Origin of the sequence: Corynebacterium yudongzhengii, from assembly GCF_003065405.1 — a bacterium.
Taxonomy (GTDB): domain Bacteria; phylum Actinomycetota; class Actinomycetes; order Mycobacteriales; family Mycobacteriaceae; genus Corynebacterium; species Corynebacterium yudongzhengii.
Window position 1 is genome coordinate 2,001,849 of the sequence record NZ_CP026947.1, and the last position, 23,044, is coordinate 2,024,892.

The window sequence follows — 23,044 nt, forward strand, 5'->3', positions numbered from 1 at the left end:
ACCGAGCCTGTTCGCCGCCGTGGGAGGCGAGAAGACCTTCCGGAAGATCGTGCGCGGTTTCTACGCGCAAGTTCCCGACGACGACATCCTCGGGCCCATGTACCCGGTAGAGGACATGGCCGGCGCCGAGGACCGCCTCTACTGGTTCCTCTCCCAGTACTGGGGCGGGCCGCGCACCTACCAAGAAAAGCGCGGCAACCCGATGCTGCGCCGGCGCCACTTCCCCTTCGCTATCGATGAGGTAGCCGCCGAACGCTGGCTGGAGCTGATGGCCCGCTCCCTCGAGCAGATTGACAACGAGACTCTCCCCGCCCCGCACCGCGCCGCGATCTGGAACCACATGCAGCAGGTCGCGTACATGATGATCAACCGCCCGGGCTGAGCTGCGCTGCGTTAAGCACACAGGTGCAATAACCTTCATGGGTGTGACTTCCCAGCCCTCCCCTTCTGAGTTTCCGACCCGAAATTCCGAGGTCGCCAGCCAGTTCAGCCTCCTGGGGTTGACGTCCTTCGGCGGGCCGACGGCGCATTTGGGGTACTTCCGTACCGCCTTCGTCGACCGGCGGCATTGGCTCAGCGATCAGAGCTACGCGGATATCGTCGCCGTCTCCCAATTCTTGCCCGGGCCCGCCTCCTCGCAGGTCGGCATGGCGCTGGGCTATCACCGCGGCAGCTGGCTGGGCATGGCGCTGGCCTGGCTGCTGTTCACCCTGCCCTCGGCGGTCGTGCTGGCCGCCTTCGGGTTAATTGTGGAGCTGAGCGACGTCGACGCGTCAGCCGGCTGGATCAGCGGGCTGCTCGCGGTGGCGGTGGTCTTCCACGCGGTCTCAGGGATGGCTCGGTCGATGGCCAACGGGGCGCTCAAGGCGTCGATCGCGGTGGCCACCGCGCTGGTGGTGTTGATCTTCCCTCATTCGCTCACCCACGTGGCGGTCATCCTCGCCGCCGGGGTGATCGGCTTGGTGACGCTGCGCTCCGAGGCGGCCGCGGAGCTTGAGGACTCGGAGCAAGCGGAGCGTATCCGCCCGGTCAGTCAGTCGGTGGCGATCGGGGCGATCGTCGCATTCTTCGCGCTGTTGGCGGGCCTGTGGGCCGGAGCGCACGTGATCGGCGGCTACTTCTTCACTCGGGCGTATGCCTTTTATGAAACCGGCGCGCTCGTCTTCGGCGGCGGGCACGTGGTGCTGCCGCTGTTGCAGTCGCACGCCGTCGGCGGCGGCTGGATGGGCCAGGAAGAGTTCATCACTGGTTACTCCGCCGCCCAGGCCGTGCCCGGGCCGCTGTTTACCTTCGCCTCCTACCTCGGCGCGGTCGACGGCGGCATCGGCGGCGCAGTGCTTGCCACCGTGATGATCTTTCTGCCTTCGGCGTTGCTCATCATCGCCGGCCTGCACTTCTGGACCCGCTGGAAGGACACCGCGTGGCTCAAGGCGGCGTTTACGGGGATCAACGCCGCGGTCGTCGGGATCCTTATGGCCGCCTTCTACGACCCGATCATCACCCACGGCATCACCGGCCTGCCCTCCCTGGCGATCGCCGCGGCCTGCTGGCTGATGCTCGCGCAGTTCCAGGCGCCGCCGTGGTCGGTGGCGCTTTTCGGCGCCGTGGCTGGCTTCTTCTTCCTGTAAACCGGCGCGACGAGGGACGACGCCTTAGATGGGCAGCACGCCGCCGAGGCCGCGGGAATAGTAGACGCTGCCGAACGGGGCGTCGAGACGCACCCACCGGCCGGCCGCCGCCACCCGCAGGTGCCGGGGGATGTCCATGCCCGCGGAGAACCCCGGGATCAGGCGCAGCGAGGTGCAGGTAAAGATCATGCGCATCGGGATCTCCACTTTCTCGCCGCCGCCTTCGACCGTGATGACAGTCTGGTTCATCAGCGACGACGGCGGGCCCAGCGGCCCGGAGAACTGCCGGGCAAGTTTCTGGCCCTCGTCGGCGAGCTGACGGACGTCGGTGACCGGGAGGGTATCTAAAAGCTGATAGCCCTCGGCCGGGGGCAGGGCGCCCGGCCAGCTCGGGTCGCGGGGTGCGCCGATGTCTCGGCTCTCGAGGCGCAAAGCGTTGAGCACGTTATCGGCCGCGACGACCGCACCGTCGCGGGAGAGTTCGCCTTCGATGCGTCGAGAAGCGATCACCTCGAACGGCGTGGTGACGAAGCAGTCAATGACCCCGCCGCCGAGCTGACGGAACCGGACCGACGCGCCCGCGTCCAAATCCGTTGCCCTGCCCACCAGGGAGATCAGGCCGGGTTTTCCGGCCGTGACAGTCAGCGACTCCGAGGCCATCTAGAATTCGTCCCCGTAATCAGGCACCTCGTCGGTCAGCTCCGCCTGCTTCGGGGCCTCGGTGAGAATACCGATCTCGGTGTCCGTCAGCGCGCGCGGGGACTCCGTCTGCAGATCGACGGCGACCTGGACGCACTCGATCACACACGCCAGGCGGTTCTGGCGGTCCTTGATCTCCTGGCGGGTGATAAAAGAGGTGGTGCCGATCTCCACGACGGTGGTCTCGACGGTCACCTCGGTGGTGTCGCTGAGGATCGGCTTGAAGTAGTCGGCCTCGAGACGGCGCACGAACACCGGGAAGTCGTGTCCCTGAGAGAAGAAGTTATCCTCCGCGAACGCGACGCGGGCCTCCTGGGCCAGCTCGATGTAATTGGCGTTCATGACGTGCCCGTACCGGTCGAAGTCCCCCCAACGCAGCGGAACCCGGGTGGTGTGAACAAAGTTGGATGCCGACATGGGAAAAGACTAATTCCTATCGTTGGTAATGCTGAATCTCAATTGCTAGCGAGGATCTCGCCGGGCGCCATTATACGGCAGAGCGGCTGGTGGAACCCGAAGCGCGCAACCCGATGCGCAAACACCGCCCCGGCGCGCCGGTGGCCGAAGAGAGGATGCTCTCCGGGCGATACCTTACGCGGTGGGGCGGCGTTCTACAGCGGGAAGCGTTTAGCGGGCCAGCTTGCGGTGGGTCGTCGACGACGGGCGTGCGGCGGCCTCACCGTAGCGCTCGACCTTGTTCTTCTCGTAGTCGCCGAAGTTGCCCTCGAACCAGAACCACTTGCCTTCCTCGTGATCGCCTTCCCAGGCGAGGATGTGGGTACAGGTGCGGTCCAAGAACCAGCGGTCGTGGGAGATGACCACGGCGCAGCCCGGGAAGTTGGTCAGGGCGTTTTCCAGAGAGCCGAGCGTCTCGACGTCGAGGTCGTTGGTCGGCTCATCGAGGAGGATCAGGTTACCGCCCTGCTTGAGCGTCAGCGCCAAGTTCAGGCGGTTGCGCTCACCACCGGAGAGCACCTTCGACGGCTTCTGCTGGTCCGGGCCCTTGAAGCCGAACGCCGAGAGGTAGGCGCGCGAGGGCATCTCGTTCTGGCCGACCTGGATGTAGTCGAGGCCGCCGGAGACGACCTCCCAGACGGTCTGCTCGGGGTCGATGTTCTCACGGTTCTGGTCGACATACGACAGCTGGACAGTATCGCCGATCTCGACGGAGCCGGAGTCCGGTTCCTCCAGGCCCACGATGGTCTTGAACAAGGTAGTCTTGCCCACGCCGTTGGGGCCGATGACGCCGACGATGCCGTTGCGCGGCAGGGTGAACGACAGGTCCTTGATGAGGGTACGCCCGTCGAAGCCCTTGACCAGGTCCTGAACCTCGACGACCTTGTTGCCCAACCGCGGCGGGGTGGGGATCTGGATCTCTTCGAAGTCCAGCTTCCGGTACTTCTCGGCCTCGGCCGCCATCTCCTCGTAGCGCTCCAGGCGGGCCTTGTTCTTGGACTGGCGGGCCTTCGGCGAGGAACGCACCCACTCGAGCTCGTTCTTGAGGCGCTTCTGCAGCTTCTGGTCCTTCTTGCCCGCGACCTCGAGGCGCTCGGCCTTCTTCTCCAGGTAGGTGGAGTAGTTGCCCTCGTAGGGGTAGAGCTTGCCGCGGTCGACCTCACAGATCCACTCCGCGACGTTGTCGAGGAAGTAGCGGTCGTGGGTAATCGCCAGGACGGCACCCGGGTAGTCCTGCAGGTGCTTCTCCAGCCACAGGACACTCTCGGCGTCCAGGTGGTTGGTGGGCTCGTCGAGAAGCAGCAGGTCCGGCTGGGTCAGCAGCAGCTTCGCCAGGGCAACTCGGCGGCGCTCACCACCGGAGAGGTGAGTGACCGGCTCATCGGCCGGCGGGCAGCGCAGCGCGGAGAGCGCCTGGTCGATCTTGGAGTCGACCTCCCAGGCATCGGCGGCGTCGAGCTCCTCCTGGAGCTTGCCCATCTCGGTCATGAGCTCGTCGGAGTAGTTGGTGGCCATCTCCTCGGCGATTTCCTCGAAGCGGGCCTTCTTCACCATGATGTCGCCGAGTCCCTCCTCGACGTTTTCGCGGACCGTCTTCTCCTCGTTGAGGGGCGGCTCCTGCAGCAGGATGCCCACGGTCGCGCCGGGGTCGAGGAAGGCTTCGCCGTTGTTGGGTTCGTCGATGCCGGCCATGATCTTCAGCAGCGACGACTTACCGGCGCCGTTCGGACCGACGACGCCGATCTTGGCGCCCGGGTAAAAGGCCATGGTGACGTTGTCGAGGATGAGCTTGTCCCCGATGGCCCTGCGTACGTTTTTCATCGTGTAGATGAATTCCGCCATTATTCCCCTTTGTCGAAGAAGTATTCTGTTCCTGACAAAGGGTACATCAGGCGTCTTAGAACGGGGGCTGCTTGCCGCCCTCCTCCCCGGCCTCAGCGCCTGCTGCGGCGGCGGCCGCCGCGGATTCGTTCTGCGCTGCGATATCGCCGCCGCGGTCTTCGTCGAGCAGTTCGTCGACCTTCGGCATCTCCGGGGCGTCGAGGGCCTCGTGCGCCTTGTGGGTGGCGTGGTCGGTGCGCAGCGACGAGACGATGTGCTTGGACAGATCGACGCCGAGGCGCTCGATCTTGAGTTTGATCTTCTGGCGGTTGACGTCGGCCTGCTTGCCGAAGCTGTCGGTGTAGATGGTCTCCTTCCACTCCTCGGTGACGATGCGGCCGGTGACCACCACGCTCATGCCCTTCACGAGCGAGGCCTTCGCGTTGGTGGCCAGCTGGCCCCACATCTCCCCGGTGATGTACAGGTTGTCGACGTCGCGCCACGTATCCGTCTGCAGATCACGAACAGAGCGGGACGCGGCCAGCCGGATCTCGCCGACGAGGTTGTCGTTGCTGGTGCGCTTGAGCTTCGGGTTGCTGGTCAAATTGCCGACGAGCGTGATCGGGTGCTGGGGCATAGCGTCTTCGGACCTTTCCTCGGAACTGGCCGCCGGGGCATCCGGCGGTGATGTAACTGGATGTGAAACGCCTTCGGTGGCGTTCGCTTGTTACTGTGCCGAGAAAATTGCGGCTTCGCGCCGAGGTGTCGCAAACCTGTGGATAACTCGCCCGGAAGGCACTTTTCGACGGCCGTTATCCACAGATCCTTCACCCGCGGTTGCGGCTAGCGCTTCTTTCTGCTGCGCCGGAACTCGCGTCCGTAATAGTCGCCCTGCATGCTGCCGCCTCCTTCGTGATAACGGCGCAACACGGCGTTGTAGGCGTCGAGATCTTCGGAGATATCATCCTCCGCCTCCTCGTCATCGGCGCTGGTCTCAGCGTTATCCACACGTTGACCGTGCAGGGAAAGGATCCCGGAAGAGGTGCGGGAGCTGTCGACGGCAACGGCCTTGTGCTCCGGTTCTTCGCCACGCGGCGCCGTGGCCTCGGCGGGCTGGTCGTGCTCGGTGTGCCGGCGCTCTGCGGCGTCGAGACGCTCGTCGAGCGCTCGTTCGTTGATTTTCTCCTCCCTCCGCCACTCGAAGAAGAGCATGAGGAAGACGAAGGTCAGCGGGAAGGAGCCGAAGGCCCAGCCGATGCCGCCGCCGACGCGCTGGTCCTGCAGCAGATCCGGATCCCACGGCAGCTCGAGGGACTGGTAGAACTCCAGGCCCATGACGGTGGTGAGCATCATCAGATAGACGCCGAGGAAGAGGTGCACCGGCATCGAGATCACCAGCCAGGCCAGCCGGATGGCGGCTGGGCGGCGATCCGGGATGTGATCCGGACCCATCAGCTCCCAGAAGTAGAAGTACCCGGAGACCAAGAACATGCCGTTCATGATGACGTGTCCGGCGTGCTCGGAGATCGCGACCTCGTAGAGCGGGATGTAGAGGTAGAGCACGTAGAAGAACACGAGGAACTGCAGCAGGTTCACCCAGGGGGTGGTGATGACCTTAACCAGCCGGGAATGGCACAGCGCGTGTGCCCAGTCGTGCGGGGTGAAATCGCCGTTCTCGCCGGGGTCCCAGACCCGCATCACCAGCGTCAGCGGCGCGCCCATGGTGAGAAACAGCGGCACGACCATGGACAGCAGCATGTGCGCGAGCATGTGCATGGAGTAGGTCGCCGGCATGTACATCCCGATACCGGAGCTGACCGTGATAAACAGCGACGCGCAGCCCACCAGCCACCAGATGGTCCACGAGGTGCGCCACTGCTGACCGCGCCGCTTCGCGACGCGCACCCCAGCTAGGTAGAAGCCCGCCAGCAGCAGGGCGATGGTGCCGTAAAGGATCTCGAAGCGCCACATGGTGAACACGTTGACAAGCGTCGGTTCCTCGTAGAGCTCGTAGCCGAGCTGGATCTCCATCGGAGACAGGTTCGGGTCGAGCGGGGGCGGCGGCGTCCGGCCCATGGTCACGGCGATACCGGCGATGGCCGCCATGACGACGACCTCCCCGACCGCCAGGCGCACAAACGCGGAGTTCTTCTTGCCCAGCTGCGGCATGGTGACCTGGCGGTGCCAGAAGCCGATGAGGGCGAGGATGACGGTGCCGAGAATCTTGGCGAAGATGATCAGCCCGTAGCGGGTGGTCAACAAGTCGGTGATCTGGATGCGGATGAGCATGCTGATCACGCCGGAAATCGCCACCGCGATGATCGAGAACAGCGCCACCTTGCTGTAGCGGCGCACGGCCTTCGGCAGGCCCGGGCCCAGGCGGCGACCGTGGGCGATGAGCGCCATGAGCCCGCCGATCCAGATCGCCATGAACACCAGGTGCCAGAGGTAAGCGTTGGTGCCGTAGTCATGCGCGCCGCCGGAGGCCGCGTGGCCTTCCATGCCGAGCGGGATGATCATGACCACCGAGCCGACAAATAGCACGGGCTGCAGGCCCCAGGTGCGCAGGATAAGCCCGGCGATGCCGACGACGGCGCCGATCACCGTACACACGAGCCACACCTGGCTGGTGGCCACCTGCTCGATCGCCAGCGCCCACGAGCCCGGGTCCAGGGACTGGAAAAACGGCGTGCCGGAGATGTCCGACAGCGTCATGGGGATCATTACCGCCGCCACCACCGCGAACGCCAGCGCGCTGAGGGCGCCGGTACGGGCGGCGATGTGCCCGTCGACACTTAAGCGAGCCTCCGCCAGGCTGCGGCCACCGTCCGGGAGTGGGCGCGGGTCGATGAAGAACGCGGCAAACAGGAAGGATCCGATGGACAGAGCGGCGAGTATCCACGCAGCGGCCCGGAGAAAGGGCAGGCCGTAGGTGGTCAGCGCCCCGGGGTCGGGGATGCCGAGCGCCGCCAGGGAATCCCCGACAAACGAATAACTGATCGTGGCGCCAACGAGAGCGGCGACCAGAATCGCGACGAGGTAGAGCGGCCAGGTGGGACGTGCCTTCCGGGCAGAGCCGGCACTAGTGGGCTGGTGGTCTACGGACGACTGTGATGACTGCGCAGTGGCCATGGACTACACCCTAAACCGTCGATGGATCAGGCCCTAAGCCTTAGCCCTAGACGGTGATGCGCTACACTTCAGGCGCACCGCAGCGCACGTCTGCGGTGGCCCGCGGTTAAGCCTGCGGGCCTGCCCCCGTAGCTCAGTGGATTAGAGCATCCGGTTTCTACCCGGCTGGTCGCGGGTTCGAATCCTGCCGGGGGCGCTTTTCTTTGGGGGCGGGGTGGGCGGCCTCGATAGGGTGAATAGTTTTATTATTCAAGTAAAGATTTTGAAAAATATCCCTTATGATCCTAGTTGGGGCGCCTTTTCATTGTTATCGTCGGGTGCGAGACGTCGTGTGCCCACAGTGACATATCAGTCGCCCCCACTGCCTCGGCGCTGGGTAAAGCCCCCATGGGAAGGAGCCAGCAGTGAGCGACGTATCAACTAGCACAATCGTGACCACCCAGCCGGATTCCGCATCCCGCTGATCCTCTACGCGGCGGCAGTCTCTGCCGCCATTGCGGCGGGCTCCGGGATCGTCATGTCCTCACAGGACTACCCGTGGTGGGTCTGGCCCCTCGAGGCGGTGGTGTTGACCTCATCGCCTACGCGCTGTCTCGCCACGTCGTCGCCACGGATGACGCCGGCGAGCACGCCATCGTGAGCAATACGAAAATGATCGGATTCGCGATTATCGCGGCGGTTTTGATCGTAGGTTTCGTGGTGACGGTCTTTATTCTCTAAAACCTTTTCATCGGTGCCGGCTGGGCTGAGTGTTTGCCCGGTTCTAGGCACAAAGAAAGCGCGGCCGGTTTCTCCGACCGCGCTTTCGGCGTTTTTGAGGCGCCGGGGACTAGAACTCTTCGAGGAGCTGCTCCAGGCCGACGGCGATGCCCAGCGGGCCGATGTTATCAATGTGATCCTGCGCCGTAACGGTAGCCTCGTTCCAGGTCTGCTCAGCGCCGGCGAAGTCGCCGGAGGTGACCTGGTCGGTGAGCTGACCGGCGTACTGCTCGGCGTCCGCCTGGGCCTCGCCGACCGCCTTGTCGAGCTCCGCGGACAGGTCGGGGACATCGAGGTTCTCCTGGGCCCATTGCTGCCCAGCCTCGTTGTCCTGGTTCACGGTCCTAAAGTCCGTGTCGTGCGGCTCGGTGGATTCAGAGAGCTGGAAGTGGTCGTTGACCTGCCCGTCCGGGATGCCGTAGGCCTCCTGCAGGGCAGCATCGGCCGTGCTGGCGCTACCGACCGACCCAAAGGCCTGAGAGGTCATGCCGATAACCTCACCGTTGTTCGGGTCATAGTTGATGCCGCCCGAATCGCCCTTCAGGTAGTTCAGGTTGTAGCTGTAGACCATGTGCTGGGAGCGGAACAGCTGGGTGCCACAGGAGCGGCCGGAGGTGGTGCCATCCTTGCAGATCGGCTGACCGAAGTTGTCGATGCTGATCTGGTAGGGAGCCAGGTCCGGGTAGTCGCGGATGCCGGTGAGCTCAACGCCCGGGCCCTGTGGGTTGCCGAAGCGGTCCACCGACTGCGCCATCCGGGTGGTGGAGACACCCGGGTTGAGCTCGACAACACCCCAGTCAGCGCCCAGGGCCACGTCGATGGCCGCGTCCACAACGTTGGTCTCACGCGGCTCGATGAGCTTGGCCTCTCCGCGATAACCGATGAGCTCGTCGCCGTCTGGGCGCGGCACGAAGACCTCATGGGTGGGGACCCACTGCGGGTCCATGGGCAGAAGGCAGTGGCCGGCGGTCAGCATGACCGGGCGCGGTGCCTGGCCACCCTCCGTGAGCATGCCGACAGGGCCCTGCGAACACATACCGGCGTCGAGTTCGACCGGCACGTTCGGCAGCGAGGTTTCGACGGGGTGGGTGCGGATGGGGGCGCCGGGAGCAGCGGTTGCGGCGTCCGCGCTGGTGGGAGTGACCAGCGCTCCGACGGCGAGGCCGACAGTGGTGAGCCCGGCGACAGCCAGGCGGATCGATGAGAAAGCCATTCTGGGCACGTCCTTAGAATGCTTGCAATTTATAAGAATTGCAGAAACTCTGCCAGGTGAATTCTATCTCATTATCGCCCCTCTGTGCCCCAAAAAATGAAAAAACTTTTCAATACCTGAAAGTGCCATCTCCTCTCACCGCGGCGAGTGCTCGGTTACGCTGGGACATTCGACGAAGACCCCCACGGCCCCGACAGAAAAGGCGGTTTCCCATGGCACTTCCCTCACCCGGCCCTGACACTCGCGCGTTCATCACCGGCGCCTCCCAAGGCATCGGGGAGGCTCTCGCTCGTCGCTTAGCCCAGCGCGGCCACAACCTCATCGTGGTCGCCCGGCGCGAGGAGGTGCTCAACAAACTAGCCGCGGAGCTTCACGACGCCCACGGCGTCACCGTCGACGTCTACCCTTGTGACCTCGCCCGCGAGGAAGAAGTCGACCGGCTCATCGACTACCTCGACGGCGTCCACGTCAACATTGCCATCAACTCGGCGGGCATCGCGAGCTTCGGGCCTTTTGTGAAGCAGGACTGGGACTACGAGACGAAACAGTTCCACCTCAACGCGACGGCCGTCTTCCGCCTCACCCACGCACTCGTCCACCCAATGCTCGCGCGCGGCGAGGGCGCGATCTGCAATGTCGGTTCCGCCGCCGGCAACATCCCGATCCCGAACAACGCCACCTACGTGTTCACCAAGGCGGGCGTGAACACCTTCACCGAGTCCCTGCACTACGAGCTGCGCGGCACCGGGGTCAGCTGCACGCTGCTTGCCCCGGGACCAGTGCGCGAGGACGTGGTGCCGGATGACGAGCAGACCATCGTCGATAAGGTCGTGCCCGACTTTCTATGGACCACCTACGACTCCTGCGCCTACGAGACCCTCGAGGCGATGGCGAAGAACCGTCGCCGCGTGGTGCCGGGCCCACTGTCGAAGGGGATGGATTTCATCTCAACCTACGCGCCGACGGCTGTGCTCAGCCCGTTGATCGGCAAGTTCTACTCACAGATGGGCTGACCTAGAGTGGAAAACATGAGCTCCAGCGATGAAGTACCCGCGAAGAACAACCGCCTGGTGTGGGTCGACCTTGAGATGACCGGCCTCGATCCCGACAAGAACGTCATCGTGGAGGTCGCCGCCGTGGTCACCGATGCCGACCTCAACATCCTCGGCGAAGGTGTCGACGTCGTGTGCCACGCCTCCGACGAAGACCTCGCCGCCATGGACGAGGTAGTCACCGAGATGCACGCCTCGAGCGGGCTTACCGACGAGATCCGCGCCTCCCACACCACCGTCGCAGACGCAGAACAGCAGGTCCTCGACCTCATCGCCACGCACTGCGATCCGGCGCACCCCGCTCCCCTGGCGGGCAACTCCATCGCGACGGACCGATCCTTCATCCGCGCGCACATGCCGAAGCTCGACCAGGCGCTGCACTACCGGATGGTCGACGTCTCCTCCGTCAAGGAGCTGGCGCGCCGCTGGTACCCGCGCGCCTACTACCAGCAGCCGGAGAAGGGCATGGCGCACCGCGCGCTTGCGGACATCGTCGAGTCCATCCGCGAGCTCGACTACTACCGACGGGCCATCTTCGCCCCCGCCCCGGGCCCCTCAAGCGACGAGGCACGCGAGGCGAAGGACGCCAGCATCGCCGCCTACGCCGAGCACCTCTGAGAGAGCTTCTGATAAAACTCTCCGTGAGCTGCGGTTTTTGTGATTCGCCGGCTCTGAGTTACTCTATACAGCGCTGCCCATTGAGCAGCGATGGTGGCTGTAGTTCAGTTGGTAGAGCACCAGGTTGTGATCCTGGGTGTCGCGGGTTCGAGCCCCGTCAGCCACCCCGAAGGGAGCACCCTCACCTGCTTTGAGCGGGTGGGGGTGTTTGTTTTGGCGCGCGCCCTCAGCCCGCGCGACCACACCCGCATGCCGCGTTTACGCTTGTCGAAATCAGCCAGCCCTAAAGGAGTACTGAACTCGACCGCGCGAGCGCCCTTTCTATAAGGGTGAATTCGACCAGCGCTAGCGCTCTATGCGAACGGGGCGACTAGCCTCGGTTGCGGTTGGTTCCCGGGCACCTGTGCGACACTCGAGCGCAAAAGCGGACCTCTAGAACGCCAGGCACCCTATAAGCCATGCGGCGCTATCACTTTCGCATGCCTGGTCGAAAGGGGCCTTATAGAAACGAGGCCTACGAGGTCGAAACGAGCACTCCTTTCTATAGCCCTCCTTTCGACCAGCGCTAGCGCCCCCCTACGGCCAACAGCAACACCCGCTACCTAATCCGAGTGCTGCCCGTGGACTCGGCAGGCCAGCGCCCCGAGCACCACCGCATGGACCACCATGACCACGCCGACGGGACCGATCATCTCCATGATGTGATCACCAGAGAGCACAGCGGAGGCGATCAGCAAGACGACTCCCACTGCGACCTGCGAGATCCCCGCGACCAGCGAATAATGCTCGACCACGCGGCCGGCGCTCTCCAGGCCCCCGCTGATGATCATCGCCGCGGCGAGGTACCACACCACCATGTGGCCGGTAGCGAGCGGCGCCGGAAAGAACACGACCGGCGCTAAAAGAGCACTGATGAGAACCACCGCGCCTTGGGCGGTGACCCAGCCCGCGCGGGGCAGCGTATACATCCTCCAGGCGGAGGCGAACCAGGTCAAAACGATGCCGCTGAGGATGACCGCGACCATCATCACGACGGCGGCAATCGTACCGACGAGCGGCTCCCGCGTCCCCATCACCGACAAAAGTCCCGCGGCGAGCAGTGCCGCGGTCGCGGCCCGCAGGCCGAAGGCCCACATCGCCCGGGTGTATCCGGTGGGCCGGGAAGGCGTCGTCGCTGTGCTCATGAACAGACCTCCGCGAGTAGTTGTTCGGATCGCCGACGCCCTTCAGTATCGCTCATAGCTCCGGTGACGACGATCTCGTCGACACCCGCGTACGCAGCGATCTCCCGTAGGCGCTTGCCCACCTGATGCGGGGTGCCGTAGACCGCCGTGGCGAGCGAATCTTTCACGCGTCGTTTCTCTCGCTCGCTGAGGTCCATCCGGCGGATCTCGTCCAACGTCGGCAACGCGCCGAACTCGCCGGTGCGCCGCGAAAGCACGCCGGCGACGTGCTGCGGCAAAAGCAGGTCTCGGGCGGCGTCTTCGGTCTCCGCCACCGCGATGTCTAACGCGATCATGGCCCGAGGCTGGCTGCCCAGCCCGCGGTCGCGGAACTCGGAGCGGTAGTGTGCGAGGCCTGGGTGATGGGGGTGGGCGGTGTCGTCGAGAAGCGAGGGGCCGGCGACGATCACACCCATGCCGTGACGCGCGGCGAGTGCGATGGAACGAAAACCCGCGAGCACGAAGATGCTCAGCTCGCCGGTAGGACGCGGGCGGGAGGTCACCGCGGCGTCGCCGAGGAGGTGCGCGCGCAGTTCGGCAAGGTCATCGTCATAGCGGGCTTTGGCCTCGGCGGGCTCACCCTGGCGCAGCGCGGCGCGCACGGGGCGGGTGAAGCCGACGGAGTTGCCGGTGCCGACGTCGACACGCCCCGGATACAGGCTGGTCAGAAGCCCAATCTGCTCCGCGACCACGAGGGGCGGGTGGTTGGTGAGCATGATCCCGGCGGTGCCGACGCGTATCGACGACGTCGCGTGCGCCACCGCCTGCGCCAGAAGCGCCGGTTGCGAGCCGGGGATGCCGGGAACGCCGTGGTGCTCGGCGACGAAGAACCGGCGAAACCCTAGTTCCTCGACCTCGCGGGCGTGCGCGATGGTGCGCTTGAGGGCCGCCTGGTCGCTGTCGCCGGTCTGTTTATGCGCGCGGTCGAGGACTGACAGCTGCAGCCCCATCAGGCGTTGCCTGCCTCCCAGGTCTCCCAGTCCATGTTCCAGTGGCCCAGGCCGTCCCAGGCGGGCAGGGTGTCGGCGGTAGTGTTCTTGACGACGACTGGGTCGCCCCGCTTCACCGTCTCCTGGAACCAGCGGGCGTCCTCGGTGGAGACGTTGATGCAGCCGTGCGAGGTGTTGCTCGAGCCCTGCGCGTACTGCGACCACGGCGCGGCGTGGACGTAGATGCCGGAATAGGACAGCTGGGTGGCGTAATCGACCTCGGTCTCATAGCCGCCGTCTTCCTTCGCGAGACCGAAGGTAGCCGAATCCATGACCATGGACTCGCGCTCATCGCCCACGACGTAGGTGCCGTTCGGGGTGGCCCAGCGGGTGCCGTCGCGGCCCATGGACACCGGGATGGAGCGCAGCAGCTCGTCGTTACGGTAGACGTTCATGGTCTTGGTGTTGTCGTCGACCACCGCGTGGACCTTGTCGCCGATGGTGAAGTTGGTGGCGTTGTCGGTCTCGCCGTAGAGGCCATCCCCCATGTCGAGGCCATAGATGTCGGCTTCGACACTCACCTCGGTGCCCGGCTCCCAGAACTCCTCCGGGCGCCAGCGCAGGTCGCGATCACTGACCCAGTAGAAGGCGCCGTTGGTGTCGTTCGAGGTCTCGACGGTAATCGCCTCTTCGACCGCTTCCCGATCACTCGGCGCCGTACCGAAAACGAAAGTAATAGCCTGGCCCACGCCCACGACTGAGTCAGCCAGCGGCCCGAGGGCGACCGACGTCGTCGCCTCCGGCGAGATGGTCTCGAAGGTGATCTCCTCTTCCTCACCTTCGGCGTCCGTGACGGTGAGGGTGTAGGTGCGGTTGTAGCCCAAGACCTCGTCGGTCTGCCACTCGGTGGCATCGTCGTTGAGCACGGACTCGACGACGTTGCCCTCCTCGTTGACCATCTCCACGTCCTCGAGCGTGGTGTGTGAGGCCGTCACCTTCACCGGCTCGGTGGGGTTGTGGTCCGTGGTGCCGTCGGCAACCGAGATATCCACCTCCGGGGTCGGCTGCTGCGCCTCACTGGACTCCTGCTTGTCCGGATCCCCGGTCTCCGCGGAACCGATGGTGCACGCCACCAGACCGCCGGCCAGCAAGGTCAGCGCCGACGCCACGGCCACGACCTTCACCACCCCCGAAACGGCGGAACTTCTCCGCAGAGCGAGCACGTTGATAATCATCCTCCTGGGTGACCCAGCCACGCGCTGGAATGTCCATACTTCTTAAAGACTCTACGACCCGCCTCCCCCACCCGCGCAAGCTCACGCGCCATATATTCGACAACGATCTCGTAAACTTTTAAAAAACGTACATTTACCCGCTGTGCGCTGGCGATTTTCGTTTTTCTCAACCAGTAAGTAAAGTACTTCCCGGTGCACCGCAAAGGTGCACAGCACAGCGAGAGATCGCGTGAGCGCCATTAGCTCAATTGGCAGAGCAACTGACTCTTAATCAGTGGGTTCGGGGTTCGATTCCCTGATGGCGCACTCCTTCTACCCCCGCTCCAGGCCACCCCCGAGCGGGGGTTTCTCTATACTCTCAAGCACATATGAGCAACTCCCGCCGGGATGATTTCCCCGACCTACCGCGCATCCCCGTCGCCTGGGCATGGCCACTGGGGACCTTCATCATAGTTGGGCTGCTCACCTGGTGGCTCGTACAGAACGTCTACCCCGCCGTCCCGAACAGATGCCGGTGCATTTTGGCGCCGACGGCGAAGCCGACCGTTTCACCGACAAATCCCTACAGTCGTTCCTCTTTACGATCCTGCTAGGGCCCGTGATCACGTTGCTGGTGATGCTAGGCGCCCAAGGACTCATCTCCGCACAGTCGAGCCACATCACCGAGTTGGGCTCCCCCATACGTGACGCCAACACCATCTACCGCGCCTGGGAAGGCCTGCGCGCCGCCATGCACTACATCGGGTGGTACACGGGCGGGTTGGCGATCACCCTCGCGGCAGGCGTCGGCTTCAACCTGCACCCGCGTATCGACGATCTGCTCCCCCTCACCCTGCTCACCATCGGGGCACTGACCCTCGCGTTGATCGTGACTATCAGCCGCTTAAGCAAAAAGCTCGAGGAAAAGTAACCCAGGCCCGAGTCCGAACGAGACAAACGCTGGGGAATCTTTCACAACGACCCCGACGACAAACGCGTCTTCATACCTACCGAAGAATCGCTCGGCTCTAACTTCACCACCAACATCGGACACACCCCAGGCCGCATCGTCACCCTGCTTCTGTTCGGCCTGCCGGCGCTGCTGCTTCTCTACGTGATCGTGGCACCGATCCTATAGGGCGCGGCCTGGAGTCGGTTTCGCGCGCCTGGTCGAAAGGAGTCGGTCCGAAAGGAGTCCCGCGCGGTCGAAATCAACACTCCTTTAGATGCTACTCATTTCGACCGCCGCTAGCGCAACATGCGCCATGGAAGCCCCCCAAGCCCCGCAGCCTCTACCCCTCGTTTTCGTTGACGAGCGGGATCTGGGAGCCGTCGTCCATGAGGCGCTGTTTGAGGCCGCCGTCGGGGTCGATGACGCCGATTTCGTGGCCTTCTTCGCGCAAGCGGCGCAGGCCTTCCTTCAGCATGCGGCGGCCCATCGTGTTGGATTCGACCATGCGGGAAACGTCGAGAACGATGCGGCCGTCGCGGAAGTTGTGCTGGTTGAGGACGCCCAGGATCGCCTCGGCGCCGATGAAGTTGACCATGCCCTGGATGGTGACGATCGTATCTTCGCCCACCCGGTTGATGGAGCGCACGGCGTGGGCGCCGGCGATGTTCTCGGTGGACATCAGGTGCAGGCCCATGTCGGTAGACATGTTCTCGAAGATTTTAACTCCGCGGACGGAGTTGCCGGCGCCGTCGAGACGCGGCGACAGCGCGGCGATGCCGAGCTGTCCCGGCAGCATACCGATGACCGCCCCGGAGACGCCCGACTTGGCGGGGATGCCAACGCGCGCCATCCAGCGACCGGCAGCGTCGTACATGCCGCAGGACGCCATGACGGCCATGGTCTGGCGGCAGACGGCCTCACTGAGCAGGCGTTCGCCGGTGACGGGCTGGATGCCACCGTTGGCGAGGGTGGCCGCCATGACCGCGAGGTCGTGGAGGGTGACGCGCAGCGAGCACTGGCGGGTATAGGAGATGACGGCGTCGTGGGCTTCGTCGACGATGATGTCGTAGCTGCGCAGCATGTGCGCGATGGAGAGGTTGCGATCGGCGCCTTCCATCTCGCCGTCGACGGCGGACGCGTCGATCTCGAGTTCGCGGCCGGCGAGCTTGGAAAAGAACTGGCGGATGACTTCGACGCGGTCGTCGACATCTGAGTCGGTGCCGTTGATCAGCTGGTTGACCGCGATGGCGCCGGCGTTGATCATCGGGTTGAACGGGCGCTTGGCTTCCTTTTCGAGGCTCATCTCGTTGAAGGCCTCGCCCGAGGGTTCCATGCCGACGACCTCGCGCACCGCGTCGATGCCGAGCTCCTGCATGGCGAGGGCGTAGGTGAAGGGCTTCGAGACGGACTGGATGGTGAACTCGGCCAGGTCGTCGCCGGCGGCGTAGGTGTTCCCGGTGGTGGTGTGGATGACCACGCCCAGCCAGGCCGGGTCGGCCTCGGCGAGGGCGGGGATGTAATCGGGTACTTCGCCGTCGGTGACGTCTCGGACCTCGTCGAGAATGTCGGTGAGGTAATCCGGGATGAGTCCCTTCATATCCGTTCCTTGTGCCTGCGCCATCTACCAGGTCTCCTTTAAGTCTCGGGTACACGGTCAAAGCCAACACCCCGAACACTACCTTTTTCGGGCGCTCCCCGCCTCGATCGGTCTCCTGCGCTCAGCTAACCGCCGTCTTTGACGAGCAAACCGTCGGGGTCGCTGATGCGGATATCGTAGCCGGCGTCGCGCAGCTCGTCGACACCCGTGGTGAGCATCTGGCAGCACATCTCCTGCGCCTCGGTGGCTTCGGAGAGGTCGAGGACGATCTCGCCGCCGTCGGCGTCGCGGCGCTCCAGGCTGTGCAGCGCGGCCTCGGCGCCGGTGAAGTCGATCGCGCCGTAGAGCTGGACCAGCTGGTTGCCATTGTCGTCGTACATGGCGCGCGAAAGATCCTCGGCGCTGCGGCCGCGGCCGTTCATGAGGTGAAGGCCCATGTCGTCGGATAACGCTTCGAAGAGGCGCACGCCGCGGATGGGGTTGCCGTGTTTATCGAGGCCCGGCGAGAACGTCGCGACGCCTGCTTGTCCGGGCAGCATGCCGATGAGGCCGCCGTCGACACCCGACTTCGCGGGGATGCCCACCCGCGCCATCCAGCGGCCGGTGGCGTCGTACATGCCCGTCGTCGAGAGCACGGCCATGGTCAGGCGGCAGACGCGGGCGTCGAGAACCCGCTCGCCGGTAATCGGGTTGACGCCGTGATTCGCCAGCGTGGCGGCCATGATCGCGAGATCGCGTGCGGTCACCGAGACACAACACTGGCGGGTATAGCCCCACACCGCGCTTTCGGCGGAGTCGTTGATGATGCCATAGCTGCGCAGCATGTGCGCCAGCGCCAGGTTGCGATCGGCGCTGCGAAACTCCTCGCGGGCGGCGTCGAGGTTGACCTTTAAGTCGCGGCCTGCCAGCTTCGAGAGCAGGTCGCGGACGATCTCGACGCGGTCGTCGGCCTCCGCGTCCTCGCCCAAGATGAGCTGGTTGACCGCGAGTGCGCCGGCGTTGATCATCGGGTTCATCGGGCGGTAGTGGTCGCCGAGCGAGATCTCGTCGAAAGCCTCGCCGGAAGGCTCGAGCTCCACCGCTTCTAGCACCCTGCGCGCGCCCCGCCGCTGCACCGCGAGCGCGAAAATGAAAGGCTTCGACACCGACTGGATGGTGAACTCCGCGCCGGTATCGCCAGCGGCGTAGAGATGCCCCGTCGAAGTGCACAGCGCGATGCCGATGCGATCGTCGGGGTGTCCGTCGGTGTCCTGGCGCTCCTCTCTCGCACGCGCGTCGTCGATGAGTCGCTGCAGGTATTGCGGAATTGCTGTGTCCATGGGCACAAGCGTAACCTTTTGCCGCTTACTACAGCCGCGACTTGCATCTTTCATTCATCAGACCATTAAATGGAGTTATGAGCAGGACCACAGAACCACCTCCAGACTCGGCCGCGGCGGGCGGGCCCCACGTCGTCGTCATGGGGGTCTCCGGCTCGGGCAAATCCACCATCGGCGCGCTCCTCGGCGCCCGCCTGGACCTGCCGTACTACGACGGCGACGACCTACATCCCCAGGCCAACATCGACAAGATGAGTGCCGGGCGGGCGCTTGACGACGACGACCGCTGGCCCTGGCTCGAGCACATCGGACAGTGGCTCGCAGATCATCCGGCCGGCGGAGTCATCGGCTGCTCGGCGCTGAAGCGCTCCTACCGCGACGCCATCCGCCGCCACTGCCCGCAGACCGTCTTCGTGCATGTCCACGGCTCGCCCGAGCTGCTGCGCACGCGCATGAAAGACCGCGACGGCCACTTCATGCCGCCCAGCTTGCTGGAGTCGCAGCTGGCCACGCTCGAACCGCTAGGCGACGACGAAGCCGGCCGCCTCTTCGACATCACCGGCACCGTTCCCGCTATTACCGACGAGGTCACCACCTGGATCCGCCAACTCGACGCCGCCGGGCAGCTAGGCTGAAAAGAGAAACTGAGACCGGATTCACACCGTCGCCTGTGTGCCCGAGATACGGAGAGGATCACCTTTATGCGTGCACTCGTCATCGTCGACGTCCAGAACGACTTCTGCCACGGCAGCCTGGCCACCGAGCGTGGCGACGAAATCGCCGCCCTCATCGGCGCCTTCCAGCACTCCGAGCAGCTGCAAGACAACGGCTACGCCCGCATCGTGGCCACCGCCGACAACCACATCGACCCAGGCGCGCACTTCTCGAAGAACCCGGACTTCGTCGACTCCTGGCCCGCGCACTGCGTAGCCGGCACCGAGGGCACGCAGTTCCACGACGAGATCGATGCTCAGCAGTTCGACGCCGTGTTCACCAAAGGCGAATACAGCGCGGCCTACTCCGGCTTCGAGGGCTCCTTTAAGGACCAGTCCCTGGCCGACTGGCTGCGCTCTGCAGACATCACCCACCTGGATGTTTGCGGCATCGCCACCGACCACTGCGTACGCGCGACCGTCCTGGACGGATTGAAAGAAGGTTTCGACGTCCGCGTACTCACGGGCCTGGTCGCCGCCGTCGACAACGCCCGCGGCGACGAGGCGCTCGCGGAGATGGAGGCCGCGGGCGCAGAGCTGCTATAGGCGGAAATAGCCGTGCCTGAGGGGAACAACAGTTTCGCTAAGAAATTCTCCGCGGGCGCTATGGGCACCCTCCTTCTGACCGTCATGGCCCCACAACTGGGGCTCAGCGTCATCACGCCCTCTTTCGCCACGATGGCCTCAGACTTGGGTGTCGCTGTCGCAAGTCTGCAATGGACAACGACGATCTATATGGCCGGATATGCGCTCAGCATGTTTGCGGGCGGTTTTCTGGCCGAAAAATATGACGCGGTCAAGCTCCAAGCGTTCGGGCTGGTCATGTTCAGCGCCGGCTCCGTAGTCTGCGCGTTCTCCCCGTCCATCGCGTTGTTGTCCGTGGGGCGATTTCTACAAGCGCTCGGGGGAACCTCCGCGACTGTTCTGTGCCGTCTCATCATTCGCCGACGCATTGATCCGAAATTCAGGATTGCACCGCTGGCGAACCTCACTATGGTCATATCGCTCACACCGGCGGTAGCTCCCCTGATAGGCGGCGTGGCCTCCCTCTTCTTCCCCTGGCGAGTCATTTTTGTGGTGCTGGCCCTTCTGGGGCTGGCCTTCTCCGTGTTATGCCTCGCCTTTCTGGGCTCAGCGAAGGCGGAGATCCCCGCGCTACCTTCCCTGGGGCAAACGCTCGCGTCCATCAAAGCGTCACTGATGAACCCGTCGTATCTGTGGTACTCGGCGGCACTCGCGCTGGTGTGGATGAGTTATTTCGGCTTTCTGGCTCTCTCGCCTGGCTTCTTCGAAACCACCTATGGGATCGCCGGCATCACCTACGGGGTGGTCATGCTCTGGCCCGCAGTCGGGTATTGGTTCGGGAGTTTCTTAATTAAACACACCGCTCGCCCGACGAAGCTGGCGCACCTCTCGATCGTGGTGTTCGGGGCGGTCGCCTTGGTGGTCTTCGCGGTAGGGATGCTCGCCCCACCGCTTCCCGCGTGGGTCGTGATTGCGCTGTTGTGCACACAGTTCATGGGAGTAGGGGCAGTGATCCCCTATAGCCAAAACGGACAGCTCTCCCTGCCCCTGCCGGTACCGGGGGTGCCCACTGGGCTGTTCTTCTTCATCCAAATGATGGCAGGGGCCGTTTATGCGGCGGTGTCCAATTCTTTCGAGGTCACGTCGCTGCGCCCCATCCTGGCTTTCGTCGCCGCGCCACAGCTCGTGCTCGGTGTGGCGTTTGTAGCCATGGCGCTTAACGGCAGGTTCAGAAAGCCCTAACGCCCCCGGTTAAATATCGGTGCGCTGTGCGAGCAGGCGCTGGATTTCCTTGATGTCGTTCTTCTTCTTGCGGTTGCGCAGCACGGCGACGGTGATCAGGCCTGCGACAGCGACACCGAAGCCGGCGAGAACCTTCTGCACGGTGGGATCCTGCAGCTTCTCGGTGATCCCCCGCTTGGCGTCATCTACCAGGTTCTTCGGCTTACTGCGGTCAGCGAGCTCATCCAGGGTCGCGGCCAGCTGACCGCGGGTGCGCTCGATGTCACGCTGAATGTCGTCGATGTCTCGTGCCACGGGTAACTCCTCATGCGAGTCGGTGTGAAAAACGCTTTAACAATCACAGGCTACTGTAGTCGCTGCCCACCGCGCACAGCGTACGTACACGCTATGGTGGAAACATGACTGACTCCTCACGTCTTTCCGCGGGCGATACCGCCCCTGCGTTCACTTTGACCGATGACTCCGGCAACGAGGTCAGCCTGTCTGATTACCAGGGCAAGAAGGTGCTGGTCTACTTCTACCCGAAGGCCAACACCCCGGGCTGCACCACCGAGGCCTGTGACTTCCGAGATTCCCTGGCACGCCTGAACGGCGCCGGCATCGATATCGTGGGTATCTCGCCGGATCCCGTCGAGAAGCTCGCGAAGTTCCGCGACGATCACGGCCTCAACTTCCCGCTGCTGTCGGACGAAGATAAGTCCGTCATGACCGAGTGGGGTGCCTTCGGGGAGAAGAACAACTACGGCAAAATCGTCCAGGGCGTGATCCGTTCGACTGTGCTGGTCGGCGAGGACGGCACCGTCGAGTGGGCGAAGTACAACGTGAAGGCCAAGGGCCACGTCGAGCGCATCCTGCGGGACATCGACCAGGCCTAGCCTATGTCTGCAAGCGATCCTGAGACCACGGAGGACGGGCTGCTCGTCCCCCGGCGCCGGCCTGCCCAGGCGCGTTCGCGGGAACGCTACGAGCGGATCCTCAAGGCGGGCCGCGAGGTGCTCGTCGAGGTGGGCTTCGAGTCTTTCACCTTCGATGAGGTGGCCCGGCGCGCCGGGGTGCCCATCGGCACCTTGTATCAGTTTTTCGCGAACAAGTACGTGCTCATCTGTGAACTCGACCGGCAGGACACCGCCGCCTCGGTCGCGGAGCTGGAGCGTTTCTCGCAGCAGGTCCCGGCGCTGCAGTGGCCGGAGGTGCTCAGCGAGTTCATCGATCACCTCGCCCGTCTGTGGCGCGAGGACCCGTCCCGGCGGGCAGTGTGGCACGCGGTGCAGTCGACCCCGGCCACCCGGCAGACGGCGCGGCACACTGAGCGCGAGATGATCGACCGGCTTATCGACGTCCTCGCGCCCCTCAACCCGCAGGCGCCGGTGGAGGTGCGGCGTCGATTAGCGGCGTTTTTGTTGCACACCGGCTCATCGGTGCTGAACTTCGCGGTGCGCGACCTCGACGAGGGCGAGGACGCCGATGCCTACTTCGATGGCGTGGTCGGCGAGATCAAGCGCATGCTCATCGCCTATCTCTTCGCCGTCGCTCAAGCCTAGGGCCCCGGCCAGAAGTTCACCACGGCGAGGGCATAGTCGCCGTCGTGCGAGATGCTCGCCTGCACCCTGTGCGTGCCGACGGCGCGGGCCACCTCCCCGCGTACCACCACCGCGATGCGGTTCCACCGATCCGGCACGGTTTCGATCTCTGCGAAATCGACGGCGTCGCGGGCGATCGGCGGCGGGGATCCGTACATCGACTGCGACCACGCTTTAATGAACGCCTCCTTGACGGCCCAGCGGCCGGCGAGGTGCTCGGCACGTGAGGGCTTGGTGCGCGCGGTGCGCAGCTCCCGGGCGCTGAAGACGTTCTCGAACGTCGATCCCGGGCGCTCCAGCTGTTCGGCGAACGCGCTGATCTGCACGAGATCGGTGCCCACGAAGGGCATCGGCCGTTGATCCTCCATGGGC

At 64.5% G+C, this 23,044-nt stretch carries 24 protein-coding genes and 3 tRNA genes; 14 read left to right on the plus strand and 13 right to left on the minus strand.

Going from position 1 to position 23,044, the window contains the following annotated elements:
• Window positions 1-7 precede the first annotated feature (7 nt).
• A complete protein-coding gene (locus tag C3B44_RS09310) occupies window positions 8-382 on the plus strand; it encodes a globin (RefSeq protein WP_108432134.1) in 375 nt (124 codons plus the stop codon).
• 43 nt (window positions 383-425) lie between these two features.
• Window positions 426-1,628, plus strand: coding sequence for a chromate efflux transporter (gene chrA / locus C3B44_RS09315; RefSeq protein WP_235840369.1), 1,203 nt, complete (start codon window positions 426-428; stop codon window positions 1,626-1,628).
• 24 nt (window positions 1,629-1,652) lie between these two features.
• Here chrA and C3B44_RS09320 read toward each other — a convergent pair whose 3' ends face one another.
• From C3B44_RS09320 to C3B44_RS09340, 5 genes are all read right to left on the minus strand, one after another.
• Complete coding sequence (locus C3B44_RS09320) at window positions 1,653-2,288, minus strand: DUF8185 domain-containing protein (RefSeq protein WP_108432136.1); 636 nt, start codon at window positions 2,286-2,288, stop codon at window positions 1,653-1,655.
• A complete protein-coding gene (locus tag C3B44_RS09325; protein ID WP_108432137.1) occupies window positions 2,289-2,744 on the minus strand; it encodes an acyl-CoA thioesterase in 456 nt (151 codons plus the stop codon).
• 210 nt (window positions 2,745-2,954) lie between these two features.
• A complete protein-coding gene (gene ettA, locus C3B44_RS09330; protein WP_108432138.1) occupies window positions 2,955-4,625 on the minus strand; it encodes an energy-dependent translational throttle protein EttA in 1,671 nt (556 codons plus the stop codon).
• Window positions 4,626-4,680: 55 nt separating this feature from the next.
• Window positions 4,681-5,241 (minus strand): single-stranded DNA-binding protein, encoded by a 561-nt coding sequence (locus C3B44_RS09335; protein WP_108432139.1) that lies wholly within the window; start codon window positions 5,239-5,241, stop codon window positions 4,681-4,683.
• 206 nt (window positions 5,242-5,447) lie between these two features.
• Entirely contained in the window at window positions 5,448-7,736 is a 2,289-nt protein-coding gene (locus C3B44_RS09340; protein WP_108432140.1) for a bifunctional copper resistance protein CopD/cytochrome c oxidase assembly protein, read from the minus strand.
• A gap of 122 nt (window positions 7,737-7,858) precedes the next feature.
• On the opposite strand from C3B44_RS09340, the gene C3B44_RS09345 reads away from it, so the two are divergent.
• A tRNA-Arg gene (locus tag C3B44_RS09345) sits at window positions 7,859-7,932 on the plus strand.
• A gap of 341 nt (window positions 7,933-8,273) precedes the next feature.
• Complete coding sequence (locus tag C3B44_RS09350; protein WP_108432141.1) at window positions 8,274-8,456, plus strand: hypothetical protein; 183 nt, start codon at window positions 8,274-8,276, stop codon at window positions 8,454-8,456.
• 109 nt (window positions 8,457-8,565) lie between these two features.
• On the opposite strand, the gene C3B44_RS09355 is transcribed toward C3B44_RS09350, so the two are convergent.
• Entirely contained in the window at window positions 8,566-9,708 is a 1,143-nt protein-coding gene (locus C3B44_RS09355) for a trypsin-like serine peptidase (RefSeq protein ID WP_108432142.1), read from the minus strand.
• Between the two features lie 212 nt (window positions 9,709-9,920).
• Between C3B44_RS09355 and cmrA the strand changes: the two genes are divergently transcribed.
• The 3 genes from cmrA (at window position 9,921) to C3B44_RS09370 (ending at window position 11,544) form a co-directional block, all read left to right on the plus strand.
• Window positions 9,921-10,721: a mycolate reductase gene (cmrA, locus tag C3B44_RS09360; protein ID WP_108432143.1), complete on the plus strand. Its 801-nt coding sequence runs from the start codon at window positions 9,921-9,923 to the stop codon at window positions 10,719-10,721.
• A gap of 15 nt (window positions 10,722-10,736) precedes the next feature.
• A complete protein-coding gene (gene orn, locus C3B44_RS09365; protein ID WP_108432634.1) occupies window positions 10,737-11,378 on the plus strand; it encodes an oligoribonuclease in 642 nt (213 codons plus the stop codon).
• 93 nt (window positions 11,379-11,471) lie between these two features.
• A tRNA-His gene (locus C3B44_RS09370) sits at window positions 11,472-11,544 on the plus strand.
• A gap of 436 nt (window positions 11,545-11,980) precedes the next feature.
• Here C3B44_RS09370 and C3B44_RS09375 read toward each other — a convergent pair.
• The 3 genes from C3B44_RS09375 to C3B44_RS09385 are packed head-to-tail and all read right to left on the minus strand — an operon-like array spanning window position 11,981 to window position 14,759.
• Window positions 11,981-12,562 carry a hypothetical protein gene (locus C3B44_RS09375; protein ID WP_108432144.1) on the minus strand — a complete coding sequence of 194 codons (582 nt, stop codon included), beginning with the start codon at window positions 12,560-12,562 and terminating at the stop codon, window positions 11,981-11,983.
• Entirely contained in the window at window positions 12,559-13,551 is a 993-nt protein-coding gene (locus C3B44_RS09380) for an MsnO8 family LLM class oxidoreductase (RefSeq protein ID WP_235840368.1), read from the minus strand. Before C3B44_RS09380 ends, C3B44_RS09375 begins: the two co-directional genes overlap by 4 nt.
• Entirely contained in the window at window positions 13,551-14,759 is a 1,209-nt protein-coding gene (locus tag C3B44_RS09385; protein WP_412841940.1) for a L,D-transpeptidase, read from the minus strand. The genes C3B44_RS09380 and C3B44_RS09385 overlap by 1 nt, the downstream gene beginning before the upstream one ends.
• A gap of 239 nt (window positions 14,760-14,998) precedes the next feature.
• Here C3B44_RS09385 and C3B44_RS09390 point away from each other — a divergent pair.
• Together C3B44_RS09390 and C3B44_RS09395 are read left to right on the plus strand one after the other, a co-directional pair.
• Window positions 14,999-15,071: transfer RNA gene (locus C3B44_RS09390), tRNA-Lys, on the plus strand.
• Window positions 15,072-15,234: 163 nt separating this feature from the next.
• The gene (locus tag C3B44_RS09395; protein ID WP_159077386.1) at window positions 15,235-15,675 is read left to right on the plus strand and encodes a DUF1648 domain-containing protein; all 441 of its coding nucleotides are present in this window, start codon (window positions 15,235-15,237) and stop codon (window positions 15,673-15,675) included.
• Window positions 15,676-16,036: 361 nt separating this feature from the next.
• On the opposite strand, the gene C3B44_RS09400 is transcribed toward C3B44_RS09395, so the two are convergent.
• Together C3B44_RS09400 and glsA are read right to left on the minus strand one after the other, a co-directional pair.
• Window positions 16,037-17,293 (minus strand): glutaminase, encoded by a 1,257-nt coding sequence (locus C3B44_RS09400; RefSeq protein ID WP_108432147.1) that lies wholly within the window; start codon window positions 17,291-17,293, stop codon window positions 16,037-16,039.
• Between the two features lie 125 nt (window positions 17,294-17,418).
• Entirely contained in the window at window positions 17,419-18,612 is a 1,194-nt protein-coding gene (gene glsA, locus C3B44_RS09405) for a glutaminase A (RefSeq protein WP_108432148.1), read from the minus strand.
• A 140-nt stretch (window positions 18,613-18,752) separates the two neighbouring features.
• Between glsA and C3B44_RS09410 the strand changes: the two genes are divergently transcribed.
• The 3 genes from C3B44_RS09410 to C3B44_RS09420 all read left to right on the plus strand — a co-directional run bounded on the left by C3B44_RS09410 (window position 18,753) and on the right by C3B44_RS09420 (window position 21,092).
• Window positions 18,753-19,247 carry a gluconokinase gene (locus tag C3B44_RS09410; RefSeq protein ID WP_108432149.1) on the plus strand — a complete coding sequence of 165 codons (495 nt, stop codon included), beginning with the start codon at window positions 18,753-18,755 and terminating at the stop codon, window positions 19,245-19,247.
• 66 nt (window positions 19,248-19,313) lie between these two features.
• Window positions 19,314-19,871, plus strand: coding sequence for an isochorismatase family protein (locus tag C3B44_RS09415; protein ID WP_108432150.1), 558 nt, complete (start codon window positions 19,314-19,316; stop codon window positions 19,869-19,871).
• Between the two features lie 12 nt (window positions 19,872-19,883).
• Window positions 19,884-21,092 (plus strand): MFS transporter, encoded by a 1,209-nt coding sequence (locus tag C3B44_RS09420; protein ID WP_146183448.1) that lies wholly within the window; start codon window positions 19,884-19,886, stop codon window positions 21,090-21,092.
• A 9-nt stretch (window positions 21,093-21,101) separates the two neighbouring features.
• Here the strand turns inward: C3B44_RS09420 and C3B44_RS09425 are convergent, their stop codons facing one another.
• A complete protein-coding gene (locus C3B44_RS09425; RefSeq protein WP_108432152.1) occupies window positions 21,102-21,386 on the minus strand; it encodes a DUF3618 domain-containing protein in 285 nt (94 codons plus the stop codon).
• Window positions 21,387-21,490: 104 nt separating this feature from the next.
• On the opposite strand from C3B44_RS09425, the gene bcp reads away from it, so the two are divergent.
• Window positions 21,491-21,967, plus strand: coding sequence for a thioredoxin-dependent thiol peroxidase (gene bcp, locus C3B44_RS09430; protein ID WP_108432153.1), 477 nt, complete (start codon window positions 21,491-21,493; stop codon window positions 21,965-21,967).
• 3 nt (window positions 21,968-21,970) lie between these two features.
• Window positions 21,971-22,633, plus strand: coding sequence for a TetR/AcrR family transcriptional regulator (locus tag C3B44_RS09435; RefSeq protein ID WP_108432154.1), 663 nt, complete (start codon window positions 21,971-21,973; stop codon window positions 22,631-22,633).
• Here C3B44_RS09435 and acpS read toward each other — a convergent pair.
• Window positions 22,630-23,040 (minus strand): holo-ACP synthase AcpS, encoded by a 411-nt coding sequence (gene acpS, locus C3B44_RS09440; protein WP_108432155.1) that lies wholly within the window; start codon window positions 23,038-23,040, stop codon window positions 22,630-22,632. The genes C3B44_RS09435 and acpS overlap by 4 nt on opposite strands.
• Window positions 23,041-23,044: the final 4 nt, after the last annotated feature.

Coding starts and splice junctions, on each gene's coding strand:
- acpS (WP_108432155.1), bottom strand. CDS start 23,040: ATGGAGGATCAACGGCCGATGCCCTTCGTGGGCACCGATCTCGTGCAG.
- C3B44_RS09355 (WP_108432142.1), bottom strand. CDS start 9,708: ATGGCTTTCTCATCGATCCGCCTGGCTGTCGCCGGGCTCACCACTGTC.
- glsA (WP_108432148.1), bottom strand. CDS start 18,612: ATGGACACAGCAATTCCGCAATACCTGCAGCGACTCATCGACGACGCG.
- ettA (WP_108432138.1), bottom strand. CDS start 4,625: ATGGCGGAATTCATCTACACGATGAAAAACGTACGCAGGGCCATCGGG.
- orn (WP_108432634.1), top strand. CDS start 10,737: ATGAGCTCCAGCGATGAAGTACCCGCGAAGAACAACCGCCTGGTGTGG.
- C3B44_RS09340 (WP_108432140.1), bottom strand. CDS start 7,736: ATGGCCACTGCGCAGTCATCACAGTCGTCCGTAGACCACCAGCCCACT.
- cmrA (WP_108432143.1), top strand. CDS start 9,921: ATGGCACTTCCCTCACCCGGCCCTGACACTCGCGCGTTCATCACCGGC.
- C3B44_RS09400 (WP_108432147.1), bottom strand. CDS start 17,293: ATGAAGGGACTCATCCCGGATTACCTCACCGACATTCTCGACGAGGTC.
- C3B44_RS09410 (WP_108432149.1), top strand. CDS start 18,753: ATGGGGGTCTCCGGCTCGGGCAAATCCACCATCGGCGCGCTCCTCGGC.
- C3B44_RS09380 (WP_235840368.1), bottom strand. CDS start 13,551: ATGGGGCTGCAGCTGTCAGTCCTCGACCGCGCGCATAAACAGACCGGC.
- C3B44_RS09435 (WP_108432154.1), top strand. CDS start 21,971: ATGTCTGCAAGCGATCCTGAGACCACGGAGGACGGGCTGCTCGTCCCC.
- C3B44_RS09320 (WP_108432136.1), bottom strand. CDS start 2,288: ATGGCCTCGGAGTCGCTGACTGTCACGGCCGGAAAACCCGGCCTGATC.
- C3B44_RS09375 (WP_108432144.1), bottom strand. CDS start 12,562: ATGAGCACAGCGACGACGCCTTCCCGGCCCACCGGATACACCCGGGCG.
- C3B44_RS09415 (WP_108432150.1), top strand. CDS start 19,314: ATGCGTGCACTCGTCATCGTCGACGTCCAGAACGACTTCTGCCACGGC.
- C3B44_RS09325 (WP_108432137.1), bottom strand. CDS start 2,744: ATGTCGGCATCCAACTTTGTTCACACCACCCGGGTTCCGCTGCGTTGG.
- C3B44_RS09335 (WP_108432139.1), bottom strand. CDS start 5,241: ATGCCCCAGCACCCGATCACGCTCGTCGGCAATTTGACCAGCAACCCG.
- bcp (WP_108432153.1), top strand. CDS start 21,491: ATGACTGACTCCTCACGTCTTTCCGCGGGCGATACCGCCCCTGCGTTC.